Source organism: Micrococcus sp. UYEF5, from assembly GCF_040546065.1.
Lineage (GTDB): Bacteria > Actinomycetota > Actinomycetes > Actinomycetales > Micrococcaceae > Micrococcus > Micrococcus luteus.
In genome coordinates this window covers 246,682-261,355 of the sequence record NZ_JBEPNB010000002.1, presented here as the reverse complement: position 1 = coordinate 261,355, position 14,674 = coordinate 246,682, and the positions used below count along the sequence as shown (strand labels likewise).

The 14,674-nt window shown below is 75.8% G+C and carries 12 protein-coding genes and 1 tRNA gene; 9 read left to right on the top strand and 4 right to left on the bottom strand.

Annotation, left to right across the window (positions count from 1 at the left end; all coding sequences use genetic code 11):
• Positions 1-89: 89 nt before the first annotated feature.
• Genes ABIB16_RS03200 through ABIB16_RS03190 form a run of 3 tightly spaced genes read left to right on the top strand, consistent with a single transcriptional unit; the run spans position 90 to position 3,711 of the window.
• Entirely contained in the window at positions 90-1,433 is a 1,344-nt protein-coding gene (locus ABIB16_RS03200; protein ID WP_061867265.1) for an acetyl-CoA C-acetyltransferase, read from the top strand.
• 32 nt (positions 1,434-1,465) lie between these two features.
• Positions 1,466-2,815, top strand: coding sequence for a 3-oxoacyl-ACP reductase (locus ABIB16_RS03195; protein WP_036383386.1), 1,350 nt, complete (start codon positions 1,466-1,468; stop codon positions 2,813-2,815).
• 2 nt (positions 2,816-2,817) lie between these two features.
• Positions 2,818-3,711 carry a MaoC/PaaZ C-terminal domain-containing protein gene (locus tag ABIB16_RS03190; protein WP_095353364.1) on the top strand — a complete coding sequence of 298 codons (894 nt, stop codon included), beginning with the start codon at positions 2,818-2,820 and terminating at the stop codon, positions 3,709-3,711.
• Positions 3,712-3,778: 67 nt separating this feature from the next.
• Here ABIB16_RS03190 and malQ read toward each other — a convergent pair whose 3' ends face one another.
• Entirely contained in the window at positions 3,779-7,267 is a 3,489-nt protein-coding gene (malQ, locus tag ABIB16_RS03185; protein ID WP_242821247.1) for a 4-alpha-glucanotransferase, read from the bottom strand.
• 106 nt (positions 7,268-7,373) lie between these two features.
• A tRNA-Leu gene (locus tag ABIB16_RS03180) sits at positions 7,374-7,457 on the bottom strand.
• A gap of 116 nt (positions 7,458-7,573) precedes the next feature.
• On the opposite strand from ABIB16_RS03180, the gene ABIB16_RS03175 reads away from it, so the two are divergent.
• Positions 7,574-8,899, top strand: a complete 1,326-nt coding sequence (locus tag ABIB16_RS03175; protein WP_041103816.1) for a M20/M25/M40 family metallo-hydrolase — start codon at positions 7,574-7,576, stop codon at positions 8,897-8,899.
• Between the two features lie 52 nt (positions 8,900-8,951).
• Here ABIB16_RS03175 and ABIB16_RS03170 read toward each other — a convergent pair whose 3' ends face one another.
• On the bottom strand, positions 8,952-9,191 hold the full coding sequence (locus ABIB16_RS03170) for a DUF5703 family protein (RefSeq protein ID WP_036315193.1): 240 nt from the start codon (positions 9,189-9,191) through the stop codon (positions 8,952-8,954).
• Between the two features lie 93 nt (positions 9,192-9,284).
• Between ABIB16_RS03170 and ABIB16_RS03165 the strand changes: the two genes are divergently transcribed.
• The 3 genes from ABIB16_RS03165 (at position 9,285) to mshC (ending at position 11,739) form a co-directional block, all read left to right on the top strand.
• Positions 9,285-9,503: a hypothetical protein gene (locus ABIB16_RS03165; RefSeq protein WP_036315190.1), complete on the top strand. Its 219-nt coding sequence runs from the start codon at positions 9,285-9,287 to the stop codon at positions 9,501-9,503.
• Positions 9,504-9,572: 69 nt separating this feature from the next.
• Positions 9,573-10,406, top strand: a complete 834-nt coding sequence (locus tag ABIB16_RS03160) for an undecaprenyl-diphosphate phosphatase (RefSeq protein ID WP_041103813.1) — start codon at positions 9,573-9,575, stop codon at positions 10,404-10,406.
• 64 nt (positions 10,407-10,470) lie between these two features.
• Entirely contained in the window at positions 10,471-11,739 is a 1,269-nt protein-coding gene (gene mshC, locus ABIB16_RS03155; RefSeq protein WP_041103811.1) for a cysteine--1-D-myo-inosityl 2-amino-2-deoxy-alpha-D-glucopyranoside ligase, read from the top strand.
• A gap of 22 nt (positions 11,740-11,761) precedes the next feature.
• Here mshC and ABIB16_RS03150 read toward each other — a convergent pair whose 3' ends face one another.
• The gene (locus ABIB16_RS03150) at positions 11,762-12,712 is read right to left on the bottom strand and encodes a PAC2 family protein (RefSeq protein ID WP_041103809.1); all 951 of its coding nucleotides are present in this window, start codon (positions 12,710-12,712) and stop codon (positions 11,762-11,764) included.
• 91 nt (positions 12,713-12,803) lie between these two features.
• Between ABIB16_RS03150 and ABIB16_RS03145 the strand changes: the two genes are divergently transcribed.
• Positions 12,804-13,544 (top strand): HAD family hydrolase, encoded by a 741-nt coding sequence (locus ABIB16_RS03145; protein WP_052520060.1) that lies wholly within the window; start codon positions 12,804-12,806, stop codon positions 13,542-13,544.
• The gene (locus ABIB16_RS03140; RefSeq protein WP_095353363.1) at positions 13,541-14,668 is read left to right on the top strand and encodes a site-2 protease family protein; all 1,128 of its coding nucleotides are present in this window, start codon (positions 13,541-13,543) and stop codon (positions 14,666-14,668) included. Before ABIB16_RS03145 ends, ABIB16_RS03140 begins: the two co-directional genes overlap by 4 nt.
• Positions 14,669-14,674: the final 6 nt, after the last annotated feature.

Sequence of the window (14,674 nt, the reverse complement as noted above, 5' to 3'; positions counted from 1 at the left end):
ACAGTCACCCACCCCGCCGATGTCCGTATCGTCCGGGGTGGAAACGCCCCCGCCGCGTCGGCGGTGGGCCCGCCGTCGAGAGGACCGTCATGACCCACCACGAGACCCCCGCGTCCGAGACCGCCTCCCGCCCCGCCGTCGCCGGTGGAGCGCTGCGCCCCGCCGTCATCCTGGGCGGCAACCGCATCCCCTTCGCCCGTGCCAACACCGCCTACGCCGAGGCCGGGAACCAGGAGATGCTCACGGCCACGCTCGACGGCCTCGTCGCGCGGTTCGGGCTCCAGGGCGAGCGCATCGGCCAGGTCACCGCCGGCGCCGTCCTCAAGCACCCGCGCAACTTCAACCTCACCCGCGAGGCCGTCCTGGGCTCCGCGCTCTCCGCCGCCACCCCGGCCGCCGACGTCCAGGTGGCCTGCGCCACCGGCATGGAGGCCCTGGGCACCCTCGCCAACAAGATCCGGCTCGGCCAGCTCGACTCCGCCATCGGCGGCGGCGTGGACTCGATCTCGGACGCGCCCGTCTCGCTCTCGGACGGCGCGCGCCGCGTGCTGCTGCAGCTCAACACCGCCAAGACCACGAAGGACCGCCTGCGCGCCCTCGCCCAGCTGCGCCCCGGGCAGCTCGTGCCCGAGCCGGCCGGCGCGGGCGAGCCGCGCACCGGCATGTCCATGGGCGAGCACCAGGCCCTGACCACCCACAAGTGGGGCATCACCCGTCAGGCCCAGGACGAGCTCGCCGCGGCCTCCCACCGGAACCTCGGCGCCGCCTACGCCGCCGGGTACATGGACGATCTGGTGACCCCGTTCCACGGCCTGGCCCGCGACAACAACCTCCGCCCCGACTCCACGCCGGAGAAGCTGGCCGGCCTGAAGCCCGCGTTCGGCCGCCAGCTGGGGGACGAGGCGACCATGACGGCCGGCAACTCCACCCCGCTCACCGACGGCGCCTCCGCGGTGCTGCTCTCCTCCGAGGAGTGGGCCGCCGAGCGCGGACTGCCCGTGCTCGCCGAGTTCGTGGACATGGAGAACGCCGCCGTGGACTTCGTCGACGGACACGAGGGCCTGCTCATGGCCCCCGCCTACGCCGTCCCGCGCCTGCTGGCCCGGCACGGGCTCACCCTCGACGACCTCGACTTCGTGGAGATCCACGAGGCGTTCGCCGGCACCGTCCTGTCCACGCTCGCCGCCTGGGAGGACGAGGAGTACTGCCGCGAGCGCCTCGGGCTGCCGGGTGCGCTGGGCTCGGTGGACCGCGCCCGGCTCAACGTGCACGGCTCCTCGTTGGCGGCCGGTCACCCCTTCGCCGCCACCGGCGGCCGCATCGTCGCCCTGCTGGCCAAGATGCTGCATGAGAAGGGGGAGGGCTCCCTCGGCCTCATCTCCGTCTGTGCCGCCGGCGGCCAGGGCATCGTCGCCCTGCTCCGCGGCCGCTGAGCCCCGACCGACCCGACCCGAGAGGACCGACCATGACCGACCGTTACGGCACCTTCGTCGCCTCGCCCCTGGGCCGCCGCCTCACCGGCGCCCTGGGCCTGCCTCAGCCCGTCGAGCTGCGCCGGCACACCCCCGGCGACCCCGTGCTGCCCGGCTCCGTGCTCGTCTTGGGCGCGACCCCCGCAGCCGCGGACGCCCGCACCCTCTTGGCCTCGTGGGGCCTCGAGGTCGCCGACGCCCCCCGGGAGGGCGCCCGCCACGCGGCGATCGTCGCGTGCTTCGACGGGGTCGCCACGCCCGCGGACCTCGGCGCGGTGGCGCTGGAGATCGGCGGCGCGCTGCGCTCGCTGGGCTCCTCCTCGCGCGTGGTGACGGTGTTCGAGGACCCCGAGGCCGCCACGGACCCGACCCTGCGCGCCGCCCGCCAGGGCGTGACGGGCCTGACCCGCTCCATCGCGCACGAGATGCGCCGCGGCGGCACGGCCAACGGCCTGGTCCTGGGCGAGGGCGTGCCGCTCACCGCCCCCGGTGCGGCCGGTGCGCTGGCGTTCCTGCTCTCCGGCCGCGCGGCGTACGTCTCCGGCCAGTTCGTGCCCGTCGCCACCGCCGACGGCGCTGTCCCCGCCGACGCGGCGCGCCCGCTGGCCGGCAAGGTCGCCGTGGTCACCGGTGCCGCCCGCGGCATCGGCGCCGCCATCGTGCGGACGCTCGCCCGCGACGGGGCCGTGGTCGTCGGCGTGGACGTCCCGGCGGCGGGCGAGGCGCTGGCCGAGGTCGTGAACGAGGTCGGCGGCACGGCGCTCGCCCTGGACATCACGGCGCCGGACGCGGGCGCTCGCATCCTCGAGCACTGCCGCACCCGGCACGGCCGGATGGACGTGGTGGTGCACAACGCCGGGATCACCCGGGACCGGATGCTGGCCAACATGGACGCCGCGCGCTGGGACTCCGTCCTCGCCGTGAACACCACGGCCCAGCTGGCCATGAACGAGGCGTTCCTCGCCGAGGACGCCCGGGACGTGGCGGGTCAGGGGCTGCGCATCGTGGGCCTGGCCTCCATCTCCGGCATCGCGGGCAACCGCGGCCAGACGAACTACGCGGCCTCGAAGGCCGGGGTCATCGGCCTGACGGCGGCGTCCGCCCCGGTCCTCGCGGCCCGCGGGGGCACGATCAACGCGGTGGCCCCGGGCTTCATCGAGACCGAGATGACCGCGAAGATCCCGCTCGCCACGCGCGAGGTGGGCCGGCGGCTCAACGCGCTGCAGCAGGGCGGTCTGCCGCAGGACGTGGCCGAGACGGTGGCCTGGCTCGCCTCGGACGCCGCCGGAGGCACCAACGGGGCCACGCTGCGGGTCTGCGGCCAGTCGAAGCTGGGGGCGTGAGGATGCAGACCACGCAGCTGTCCGCCCCGCCCTCCCTCGGCCGGCTCTACCTCCGCGCCGCGGGGCGGGCCGCCACGGACGCCGTCATCCGTCGGCGCCGTCCCCGCGAGCTCCCGGACCGTCAGGTGGTCGTGACCGGCCACCGCATCCCGGCCGAGGCCGTGACCGCGTGGCGCGGGGCCGTCGGGTCCGCGGATCCGGCGGACCTGCCCTCGGTCCTGGTGCACACCCAGGTGTTCGGCGCGGCGATGGAGCTGATGGCCGACCCCGAGTTCCCGCTGCCCCTGCCCGGGCTGGTGCACCTGAGCAACACCGTCCTGCACCACCGGCCCGTCCCGGCTGAGACCGCCCTGCGCGTCACCGCGCGTGCGGTGGGTCTCGTCCCGCACCACGCGGGTACCGCCGTGGACGTCGTCGTGACCGTCGAGGGGCCCGGCGACGACGGCGGGGAGGCACTGCTGTGGGAGGGCGTCTCCCGGTACCTCGCCAAGGGCGTCCACCTCTCCGGCCTGCGTCCCGAGCGGCCCGCCCGCCCGGACTTCGTGCCCCCGACGCCGACCGCCCAGTGGCGCTTCGGGACGGGGGCCGGACGCCGGTACGCGGGCGTCTCCGGGGACTGGAACCCGATCCACCTGACGGGCGTCTCGGCTCGACTGTTCGGCATGAAGGGCGCGATCGCCCACGGGATGTTCCTGGCCGCCCGGATGCTCGAGGGCCGTGAGCCGGCCGGCGCCGGGTTCCGCTGGCACATCGACTTCGAGGCGCCCGTCGTGCTGCCGACCACCGTGGCCGTCCGCTACGAGCCCGGGCCTGACGGCGGCACGCGCGTGTACGGCTGGGATGCGCGGCGCCGGCGCCCGCACTTCTCCGGGGAGATCACTCCGCTCGAGTCCTGACGGCCCCCGGGCCCGCGCACCGGCCCGCCGAGACTCGCTGTCTCGGCGGGCCGGTGCGTTCGGGCGGTCAGGCGTCCAGCCCGGGCGACCGCCGCGGCACGGCGGCGACGGCCTCGAGCAGCCCGTCCGCGTAGGCCTCCCACGAGTGACCGGCGGCGTGGCGCACGGCGCCGGTCCCCAGTGCCGCCCAGGCATCACGATCCGCCAGGATCTCGGCCAGGGCCTCGGCCCACGCCTCGGGGGTGCCCGCCGTCACGTGGCGGCCGGACACGCCGTCGAGGACCGCGTAGACCAGTCCGCCGACCCGGTGCGCCAGCACGGGCGTGCCGCAGGCCTGTGCCTCGAGGGCGACCAGGCCGTAGGTCTCGGACGCGCTCGGCATCGCCACGACGTCCGCCGCCCGGAACTGGGCGGCCAGGGCAGGCGCGGGCACCGGCCCGGAGAACGTCACCAGGTCGGCGACCCCCTCCCGCGCGGCCAGTCCCGCCAGGTCCAGTCCGTTGTCCCCCGAGGCGGCCCCGTTCACATGCAGGCGCACGCCCGGGTCGACGCCCGCGCCACCGGCCCGCTCGCGCAGCACCCCGAGGGCGGACACGAGCAGGTGCGGGCCCTTGTGACGCTGCACGCGACCGGCGAACAGGACGCGCAGGGCCCCGTCGTCCTCCGGCGCGCCCGGCCACTGCGCGGCGCCGTCCGGCGTGAACGTCTCGAGGTCGGCCCCGGGGGGCAGCACCCGGGTGCGGGCGCGGGGCACGTCCAGCAGCTCGCGCAGGTCGGCGACCTCGGCGGCGGAGTTGACCACGAGCAGGTCGGCCCGCTCGACGATTCCGCGTTCGGCCTCGACCCGGGCGTCCGGCTCGCGCAGCTCGGGGTCCTCGAGCATCTTCGCCGCCGCCGTGGTGTGCATGGTCTGCAGGTACGGGGCGTGGGCCGCCCGCGCCAGCGCCGCGGCGGTGGACCCGGAGAGCCAGTAGTGGCCGTGCACGAACGCGACGGGCGGGGCGTCCGCGCCACCGAGGACGGGGCCGCCCGGCACGGCGTCCGAGGCGAGCCAGTCCAGGGCCGCGCGGGTGAACTCGGCGCCGAGTCCCGCCAGCTCCTCCTTGGGCACGGGAGCGGACGGCCCGGCGGCGAGGTCCACGACCGTGACCGGCGGGGCCTGCCCGCCGGCGTCCACCATCCGGACCCGTGCGCCGTCCGCTCCCACCGGCTCCTCCGCCCGGGTCAGCAGGATCATCCGCACGCCCCGGCGGGCCAGGGCGACGGCGGCCTGCCGCACGTAGACGTTCATGCCGCCGGCGTCGCCGCGGCCGGGCTGGGCCAGGGGGGAGGTGTGCAGGCTGACCCCGATCCCCACCGGCACGGACGACCGCAGTTCGGCGTCCACGGCGTCGAACAGTCGGGCCGCCGACGCCGAGTCCGCCAGGTCCTCGACGGAGACCATCCGTCCGGCGCCGTCGCCGAGCGGCACGGTCCAGTTCGGGTACTGGTCCTGGAGGGTGCCGGGCTGGTTCTGGATGCGCCGCTCGCCCACGGCGTCCACGAGCGCCACGCTGTGCAGGGCCGAGGGCGCCTGCGCGAGCAGGCGGTGCAGGGCCACGATCTGGCGTTCGCGCACCTCGGGGCCGGCGTCGGGGACGTCCACGTCCGCCTCGGCGAGCAGCCCGCGCCGGGCCGCGGCGGCGAGGAACGCGCGCACCTCCTCCGCCGACCGGCGGCGTTCCTGGGCGACGTCCACGGTGTAGAGGCCCAGCCGTTCGCGCAGGTCCACCTGGACGCCCTCGAGGTAGCCGGCCGTGGGCGGCAGGTCGTGCGTGTTCACCGCCGCCATGGCCAGCCGCCGGTAGCGCTCCGGCGGGGTGGGCTCGCCGTCCTCCTGCTCGAACCAGAGGATCGACGTGCCGAGCACGCCGGCCTCGGCCAGGCGGCGCTGCACCCACGGCTCGAACGTGCCGAGGTCCTCGCCCACCACGACGACGCCGGCCCGCTCGGCCTCAAGCGTGAGCACGGCGAGCATCGCCTCGTGGTCGTACTCGACGTACGCGCCCTGGGTGGCACCGGCGCCCTCCGGGATCCACCACAGGCGGAACAGCCCCAGGACGTGGTCCATGCGGATGCCGCCCGCGCCGCGCAGCACCGTGCGCAGCATGTCCCGGAACGCGGCGTAGCCGGTCTCGGCCAGGCGGCGCGGATGCCAGGGGTGCTGTGACCAGTCCTGGCCCAGCTGGTTGAACAGCTCGGGCGGTGCGCCGACGGACATGGTCGGCACCAGCACGTCCCCGAGCATCCACGCGTCCGCGGTCTCGCGGGTCGCCCCGACCGCCAGGTCCACCATGACGCCCATGCGCATGCCGGCCGCCCGGGCCCGCTGGTGCACGCCGGCGAGCTGCTCGGCGGCGATCCACTGCACCCAGCGGTGCAGGTCGACGTCGGTCGCGCGTTCGACGCGGACCCGCTCGGCCTCGACCCCGCCCGGCGCCCAGGCCGGGTCGGCGAGATCGGGCCCGGTGCCGTCGCCGTCCAGGCGCAGGACGGACCAGAGGGCGAAGTCGTCCAGGCCCGGGCCGGCCTCGGCGCGGAACCGCGCGTAGGCGGCCTCGCGCTCGGGGGAGCGGGGCACCTCGTGCACGCGGCGCAGCGCGGGCCACAGGACGGCGGCGACGGCGGCCCGATCGATCCGGCCGGTGCGCTCCAGCTCCGCCTGGACGCGGGCGCCGGCCGACCGCAGCTCCGCCTGCTCCGCGGCGGGCAGGTCGGCGAACTCGGGGATCGAGGGCACGTGCACGATCAGCGCCGAGAGGAACCGACGGGAGACGGGGGAGTAGGGGGAGTCCGCCGGATGGGGGCCGGGCTCGACCGCGTGCAGGGGGTGCAGCAGCAGGAAGTCGGCACCGTGCCGGGCGACGATCTCGGCCAGGGACGCCATGTCCGCCGCGTCTCCGATGCCCCACGAGTCCGCCGAGGTCACCGAGTAGCCCTGCGCGGCCGCGCCCCAGCCGCGGCGCTCGAGGAAGGGACGCGGCGTGCTCAGCCGGGTCGGGGCGCAGACCAGGACCGCGGAGGCGGTGGAGCCGGAGCCGCTGGTCACCTCCAGCCGGTGCCAGCCCGGGGCGAGGTCGGCGGGGATCTGCACGTGGACGCGCTCGCGCTCGACGCCGTCGACCAGGCGGACCTCGGACACCGGCTCGCTCACGCTCACGTCGAGGGTCTGCCCGTCCTCCGTGTGCACGCGGGCCGCGACCGGCTCCCCTGCGGCCACGTGGCACGGCACGGACAGGCGGTGACCGGACCGGGCGGCCACGGTGGGCGGGAGCACGTCCCGCCAGGGGGCCGTCTCCGCCTCCTCCACCGCCTCGGCCAGAGCGGCGACCCCGTCCGGTCGGACCGACACCCCGAGGGCGGCGAGCACCTTCACGAGGGCCTCGTCCGGCACGGTCTGGGCCGAGCCGTCCTGCCCGACGTACTCGGGCTGCACCCCGTGGGCTCGCGCGAGCCGATGCAGCAGTGCGGGGGCTTCCAGGGCCATCGGGTCCTCCATGCCGTCGTGCGGTTCCACCGACGGCGCCTGCCGTCGCACGGACACCACTCTAGAGGGGACGCCGGACGGGGGAACGCGCAGGGCCCCGGTCGTGACGACCGGGGCCCTGCTGCTCGACGAGCGGTGCGCGAGGGGGGACTTGAACCCCCACGTCCTTGCGGACACAGCGACCTCAACGCTGCGCGTCTACCAATTCCGCCACTCGCGCTCATCGGTGGAACCCTGGGAGAGGCTCCGTCGCCCACCGCGTTCCGGCCCTGTCCGGTCCGTCCCGCTCCGGGCAACTCGAGAAAGATAGCACGGGTTCGGGCTAGGCTCAAAACCATGGTCGAGAACATCGTGAACCCCGCCCGCTCGCGCCCCGAGGACCGCGTCGTGGAGATCTGCCGCGACCTCATCCGGATCGACACGACCAACCGCGGGGGCAACGTCTCCGTCGGTGAGCCCGAGGCCGCGGAGTACTGCGCCCGGCTCATGGCCGAGGCGGGGATGACCCCCCGCTTCTTCGAGTCGGCGCCGGGCCGGGTCTCCGTCGTCGGGCATCTGCCGGGCTGGGATCCGGAGGCGCCGGGGCTCGTCATCCACGGGCACACGGACGTGGTCCCCGCCGAGGCGGACGAGTGGAGCGTGGACCCGTTCGGCGCCGAGCTCAAGGACGGCATGATCTGGGGGCGCGGCGCCGTGGACATGAAGGGCATGGACGCCATGGTGCTCGCGGTGCTGCTGCACCTGGCCCGCACGGGCCGCCGGCCGCGGCGCCCCCTGACGGTCGCGTTCTTCGCCGACGAGGAGGCCGGCGGCGTCTACGGCGCACGCTGGGTCGTGGACCACCACCCCGAGGTGTTCGACGGGTGCACCGAGGCGATCTCCGAGGTGGGCGGCTTCTCCACGGAGGTGCACGGCTCGCGCGCCTACCTCGTGCAGACCGCGGAGAAGGGGCTCGCCTGGCTGAACCTCACCGCACAGGGCGCCCCCGGGCACGGCTCGGCCCCGCACCCGGACAACGCGGTCACCCGGCTGGCCGGCGCCATGACCCGCATCGGCGGGCACGAGTGGCCGCTCGTGTACACCAAGACCACGCGCGCGCTGCTCGAACAGGTGGCGGAGATCATGGGCGTCGACTTCGACGAGGCGGACCCGACGCCGCAGCTCGACGCGCTCGGGCAGGCCCGGTCCTGGGTGGCCGGCACCCTGCGCACCTCGTCCAACCCGACGGGGCTGACCGCCGGCTACAAGCACAACGTCATCCCGTCCTCGGCCACCGGCACCGTGGACGTGCGCCTGATCCCCGGGGAGGAGGAGTCCGCCCTCGCCACGATCGCCGAGCTCGCCGGCCCGGACGTGACCATCGCACCCGAGCACCGGGACGTCGCCCTGGAGACCCCCTTCTCCGGGGACCTGGTGGAGCTGATGATCGCCGCGCTGCAGGCGGAGGACCCCGAGGCCCAGGTGCTGCCGTTCATGCTCGGCGGGGGCACGGACAACAAGTCCCTCTCCCGGCTGGGCATCACCGGCTACGGCTTCGCGCCCATGCGCCTGCCCGCCGACCTGGCCTTCACGTCCCTGTTCCACGGCATCGACGAGCGGGTGCCCGTGGACGCGCTCGAGTTCGGCTGCCGGGTGCTCGAGCGGATGCTGGAGCCGCGCTGATCCGGGCCGCGGGCGGCGACGACGGCCGGGGCGGCGTCGTCGCGCCCGCGCCTCAGAGGGTCTGCAGGGTCGAGGCCACGCGCATCACCCGGCGGCGCATCCAGTAGCGGCGCGCCCCGTCGCGGTAGTGCACGGAGCGCTGCAGCTCCCATTGGCCGTACTCCGCGTGCTCCACGAGGCGCCGTCGGGCGTCGGCGAGGGACTCGTGGGCGGCGACCGTCATCACCAGGTACTCCCACTTCTGTCCGCGGGAGATCGCGTCGAGGGTCGAGGACATCAGCTGTTCACGCACCCGCCCATCCTGGCAGACGGCGTCGGGTCCGGCGGCCGGTCCCGTACGGCCCACCCCTGGCCGCGTCACCGGCCACCGGGTTACCGTTCACCCATGAGCTCTGACGCCCGCATGGCCCTCGAGGCCCTCACCACCGCCCTGAACGAACACCTCGTGGCCGCGCAGAACAAGCGGGGCGAGGACGACCCCGCCGTCGAAGCCGCCTTCTTCGCCGTGGCCGACGCCTTCGAGGCCTACGAGGACGCCCTGTACGCGGACACCGAGGAGGTCACCCCGCTCGACCTCTTCGACGACGAGGACGACGACGACTGACCGTCCTGCTCGTGACGGATCGCACGGCCCCGGGTTCCCACCCGGGGCCGTCGCGTAGAGTGACCCTCCGTGACGTGGATCGAAGCCATCATCCTGGGCCTGGTGCAGGGCCTCACGGAGTTCCTGCCCATCTCCTCCTCCGCCCACATCCGCATCGTGGGCGAGTTCCTGCCCTCCGCGACCGACCCGGGGGCGGCCTTCACGGCCATCACGCAGCTCGGCACGGAGCTGGCGGTCCTCATCTACTTCTGGCGCGACATCACCCGCATCATCGGCCGGTGGTGCGCCGCGGTCACGGGGCGGATCCCGCACTCGGACCCCGATGCGCGCATGGGCTGGCTGATCATCGTGGGCTCGATCCCGATCGCGGTCCTGGGCCTGCTGCTGGAGGACTGGATCGACACGGAGTTCCGCTCGCTGTGGATCACGGCGACCATGCTCATCGTGTTCGGCGTCCTGCTCGCCCTGGCGGACCGGCTCGGCCGTCAGACCAAGCCGCTCGAGAAGCTCACCGTGCGGGACGGCGTCCTCTACGGCCTGGCCCAGGCCCTCGCGCTGATCCCGGGCGTCTCGCGCTCCGGCGGCACCATCGCGGCCGGCCTGGCCATGGGCTACACCCGGCCCGCCGCCACCCGCTACGCGTTCCTGCTGGCGGTGCCCGCCGTGTTCGCCTCCGGCCTGTACAAGCTGTACACCTCGCTCACCGATCCCGGCACGCAGGGTCCGTACGGCATGGGGGAGACGCTGGTCGCGACCGCGATCGCCTTCGTGGTGGCCTACGCGGTCATCGCCTGGCTCATGCGCTTCATCAGCACCAACTCGTATCTGCCGTTCGTCTGGTACCGCATCCTCCTGGGCGGCGTCCTGTTCGCCCTGCTGGGCGCGGGCGTCATCAACGCCTGAGCCCGCTCCCGCCGCCGGGCATGACGGCCCGGCACCGCCGAACCACCCCGATGTGAGGAGTCCCGTGAAGTCCTGGAGCACCCCCGCCCCGCCCGCCGTGCCGAGCCGCCCCGACCGGCTGCGGCTGCACGACACCGCCACGGGACGGACCCGGCATCCGGGCAACGACGCCCAGCGCGCCTCGCTGTACGTCTGCGGGATCACCCCGTACGACGCGACGCACCTCGGCCACGCGAGCACCTACGTGGCCTTCGACCTGCTGCACCGCTACTGGCGCGCGGCCGGTCTCGAGGTCGCCTACGTCCAGAACGTGACCGACGTGGACGACCCCCTGCTCGAGCGGGCCGAGGCGACCGGCGTCGACTGGCGCGCGCTCGCCGAGGAGCAGACCGACCTGTTCCGTGCGGACATGGCCGCCCTCGAGGTGCTCGCCCCGGACCACTACGTCGGCGCGACCGAGGCGGTGGGCCTGGTGGTGGACGCCGTCGAGACGATGCTGGCGGCGGGCCGGGCCTACCGCGTGCCGGGCGGCGACGGTGAGCCCGACGGGGACGTCTACTTCGACGTCCGCGCGGCCCAGTCCGCGACCGACTGGCGCCTCGGGCAGGTCTCCGCGATGGGCCTGGACGAGATGGCCGCGGTGTTCCCGGAGCGGGGAGGCGATCCCGACCGCCCCGGCAAGCGCGACCCGCTGGACCCGCTGCTGTGGCGTGTGCACCGCGAGGGCGAGCCGGCCTGGGACGGGCGGTCGCTCGGCTCCGGCCGGCCCGGCTGGCACATCGAGTGCTCCGTGATCTCCCGGGCCCACCTGCCGGCGCCGTTCACGGTGCAGGGCGGCGGCTCCGACCTGCGGTTCCCGCACCACGAGTTCTCCGCCGCGCACGCCACCGCCGTCGACGGCCTGCCGCTCGCGCACACCTACGCGCACACCGGCATGGTGGCCCTGGACGGGGAGAAGATGTCCAAGTCCCTCGGCAACCTCGAACTCGTCTCCCGCCTGCGGGCGCGGGGCGTCGAGCCGGTGGCCGTCCGGGCGGCGATCCTCGCGCACCACTACCGGTCGGACTGGGAGTGGTCCGAGCAGGTGCTGGCCGACGCCCAGGCGCGCGTGGTCCGCTGGCGCGCCGCCCTGGACGGGCCGCATGCCGCCGCCGGCGTCGCCGTGCTGGACGCGGTGCACGCGGCGCTCTCGGACGACCTCGACGCCCCCCGCGCGCTGGAGGCCATCGACGCATGGGCGGCCGGCACCCTGCCGGGCCTGGCCGAGGCCGCCGCCGACCCGGTGTCGGTGGTCGACGTCGTGGCGGCGCTGCTGGGTCTGCGCCTGCGCTGACCCCGCCGGACGCGGCCGGGCGTCAGCGTCCGCCGCGCCCGCGCAGGTAGCGCTCGAACTCCCGCGCGATCGACTCGCCCGAGGCCTCCGGCAGCTGCTGGGTGTCCTGGGCCTCCTCGAGCTGCCGGACGTAGGCGGCGACGTCGGGGTCCTCGGCGGCCAGCTCGTCCACGCCGCGCTGCCATGCCCTCGCGTCGTCCTCCAGCCCGCGCGTGGACACGCTCACGTGCAGCAGGTCCTCGACCGCCTCGACCAGCCCGAGCAGCGTCTTGGGGGAGGGCGCCTGGGCCACGTAGTGGGGCACCGTCCCCCACAGTGAGAGGCTCGGCAGGCCGCGGCGCGCGGCCTCGTCCGCGATGACGCCGATGATCCCGGTGGGCCCCTCGTAGACCGGACGGTCCGCGCCGACGGCCACCCGCACGTCCACGAGCGGCGAGGTCGGGCGGGCGCGCAGGGGCCGGGTGTGGGGCACGTCCGCCAGCAGCGCACCCAGTGTCACGACGGCGTCCACGTCGCGCGCGTCGGCCGCCGTGAACAGCTCCTCGAGGAACGCGCGCCACCGCACGTTCGGCTCCACGCCGACGGCGAGGAGCACACGCACCCCGTCCGGCGGGGCGGCCTCGCCCGCGACGGGCCGGCCCTCCCGGTCCAGGAGCGCTTCGTGCAGGGTGACCGCCGGCCAGTCCAGCGTCCCCAGCCCGTCGGCGTCGCGCCGGACCAGCGGCCGGGTGACCTGGTAGTCGTAGAACTCGCCGTCGCACACCCGTCCCGCGTCCGCCGCGTCCCACTGCTCCCGCAGCGCGCCCAGGGCCCCGGTCGCGGCCTCCCCGGCGTCGTTCCACCCCTCGAAGGCCAGCAGCATGACCGTGGGGGCCCGCCGCCCGGCCTCGAGCGCGTCCACGGTCGCCGTCAGGTGGGTCCGCAGCGGGCCCAGGACGTCGTCCGGCTGGTCCTCGGAGGTAGCGTCGGTCATGGCGGCCAGCCTAGACACGGCCCGACGACGGGGTCACGGCCCGCGACCCGCCCGGCACACCCCGGCGGCGGCGCTCGATAGGATGCACTCCATGTCCCGCCACCCCGCGCCCGCCCCGGACGACCGTGCCCGCCGCCTGCCGCGCGCCGTCCTGTGGGACATGGACGGCACCCTCGTGGACACGGAGCCCCTGTGGAACGCCGTCCAGCGTCGGCTGGTGGTCGAGCACGGCGGCACCTGGTCGGAGGACCTGGCCGCCTCCCTCGTGGGACGCCCCCTCGACGAGGGAGCGCGCCGCCTGCAGGAGGCCGGGCTGGACCTGCCCGTGCAGCGGATCATCGACCTGACGATGGACGAGGTCGTCCAGGGGGTCGTCGGCGGGGTGCCGTGGCGGCCGGGCGCCCGGGAGCTGCTCGTGGCGCTCGCCGAGGCCGGCGTGCCGGGCGCCCTCGTGACGATGTCTCATGCCCCGCTGGCCCGCGCGCTGGCCGAGCGGGCGCCGGCGGGCACGCTGGACGTCGTCGTCTCGGGGGACATGGTCTCCCGGGGCAAGCCCGACCCGGAGGCGTACCGGCTGGGCCTGCAGCTGCTGGCCGAGCGGACACCGGGGCTGACGGCCGCCGACTGTGTGGCGGTCGAGGACTCCCCGGTGGGCGTCGGCGCGGCCATGGCCGCGGGCCTGCCGACGGTCGGCGTGCCCAGCGTGCTGCCGCTGCCGGCGGGGCTCGCGACCGTCGAGTGGACGACGCTTGCCGGCCGCACGCCGGCCGACCTCGCCGCGGTCCGTCGGATCGCCGCCGCGCGCGGGCCCGGGGCGGACGGGGCCGGATGAGCGGGCCCGCCTCCGTCCGGCTGGGCACGATCGCCGGCGCGCCGGTGCGCCTGTCCTGGTCCTGGCTTCTGATCGCCGCGGTCATCACCCTCGCGTTCGGCCCGCAGATCCAGCGCGCGCTGCCCTCGATCGGCGGCGGCGCCTACGGGGTGGCCCTGGGGTACGCCGTGCTCCTGGCGCTCTCCGTCCTGGTCCACGAGGCCGCCCACGCCCTCACCGGCCGCGCCTTCGGCCAGCGCACCGAGGAGATCGCGCTCACCCTGTGGGGCGGGCACACCCAGTTCCGCAGCCCGTCCGCCCGACCGCTGGACACGGTGCTCACCGCGATGGCCGGCCCCGCCGCGAACCTCGTGCTCGCGGGCCTCGCCCACCTGGCGGCCCGCGCCGTGGCCGGCCCGTCCGTCCCCGCCCTGCTGCTCGAGGTCACGGTGTGGGCCAACCTCCTCCTGGCCGCGTTCAACGCGCTGCCGGGCACCCCGCTCGACGGCGGCCGCATGGTCGAGTCCGCCGTCTGGGCCGCCACCGGCTCCCGGGCCCGCGGCGTCGAGGCGGCCGGCTGGGCCGGGCGCGTCGTCGCGGTGGGCGTCCTCGCGGCGGTGCTCGGCCCCCCGACCCTCGCAGGCCGCGCGCCGGACCTGTTCGTCGTCGTCCTGGCGGCCTGGGTCGCCCTCACGCTGTGGCGGGGCGCGGACGACGCCGTGCGCCACGGGCGCTGGAGCCGCCGGCTGGAGACCCTGCGGCTCGAGCAGGTCGAGGCGCCCGCCATCGCCCTGCCCGAGCACCTCAGCGTCGCCGAGGCCCTGGCCCAGGCGGACGGCGGCCGCCGCGCCGTCGTGGCCGTGGACGGGGCCGGTCGGCCCCGCGGCGTGCTGGACCTCACGGCCGCGGCGGGCCTGACCCCGGCGCGCCGCACGACCACCGCCCTGGCCGCGGTCGCCGTCGCCCTGGCTCCGGAGGCCGTCCTCGTCCGCGACGACGTCCCCGCCGCCGGTCCCGACCTGGCCGCCCGCCTGGCCGACCCCCAGACCCCCGTGTGGGTGCTGACCGACGCGCACGGCCTCGTGCGCTCCGTGGTGCCCCGCGAGACGATCCTCGCCGCCGTCGACGCGACGCGGCGTCCCTGAACCGAA

Bases quoted from the DNA above. Each gene is read 5' to 3' on its own strand.
- ABIB16_RS03150 (WP_041103809.1), bottom strand. From the start codon at position 12,712: ATGACCGACGCTACCTCCGAGGACCAGCCGGACGACGTCCTGGGCCCG.
- ABIB16_RS03195 (WP_036383386.1), top strand. From the start codon at position 1,466: ATGACCGACCGTTACGGCACCTTCGTCGCCTCGCCCCTGGGCCGCCGC.
- ABIB16_RS03200 (WP_061867265.1), top strand. From the start codon at position 90: ATGACCCACCACGAGACCCCCGCGTCCGAGACCGCCTCCCGCCCCGCC.
- ABIB16_RS03190 (WP_095353364.1), top strand. From the start codon at position 2,818: ATGCAGACCACGCAGCTGTCCGCCCCGCCCTCCCTCGGCCGGCTCTAC.
- ABIB16_RS03175 (WP_041103816.1), top strand. From the start codon at position 7,574: ATGGTCGAGAACATCGTGAACCCCGCCCGCTCGCGCCCCGAGGACCGC.
- ABIB16_RS03140 (WP_095353363.1), top strand. From the start codon at position 13,541: ATGAGCGGGCCCGCCTCCGTCCGGCTGGGCACGATCGCCGGCGCGCCG.
- ABIB16_RS03165 (WP_036315190.1), top strand. From the start codon at position 9,285: ATGAGCTCTGACGCCCGCATGGCCCTCGAGGCCCTCACCACCGCCCTG.
- ABIB16_RS03145 (WP_052520060.1), top strand. From the start codon at position 12,804: ATGTCCCGCCACCCCGCGCCCGCCCCGGACGACCGTGCCCGCCGCCTG.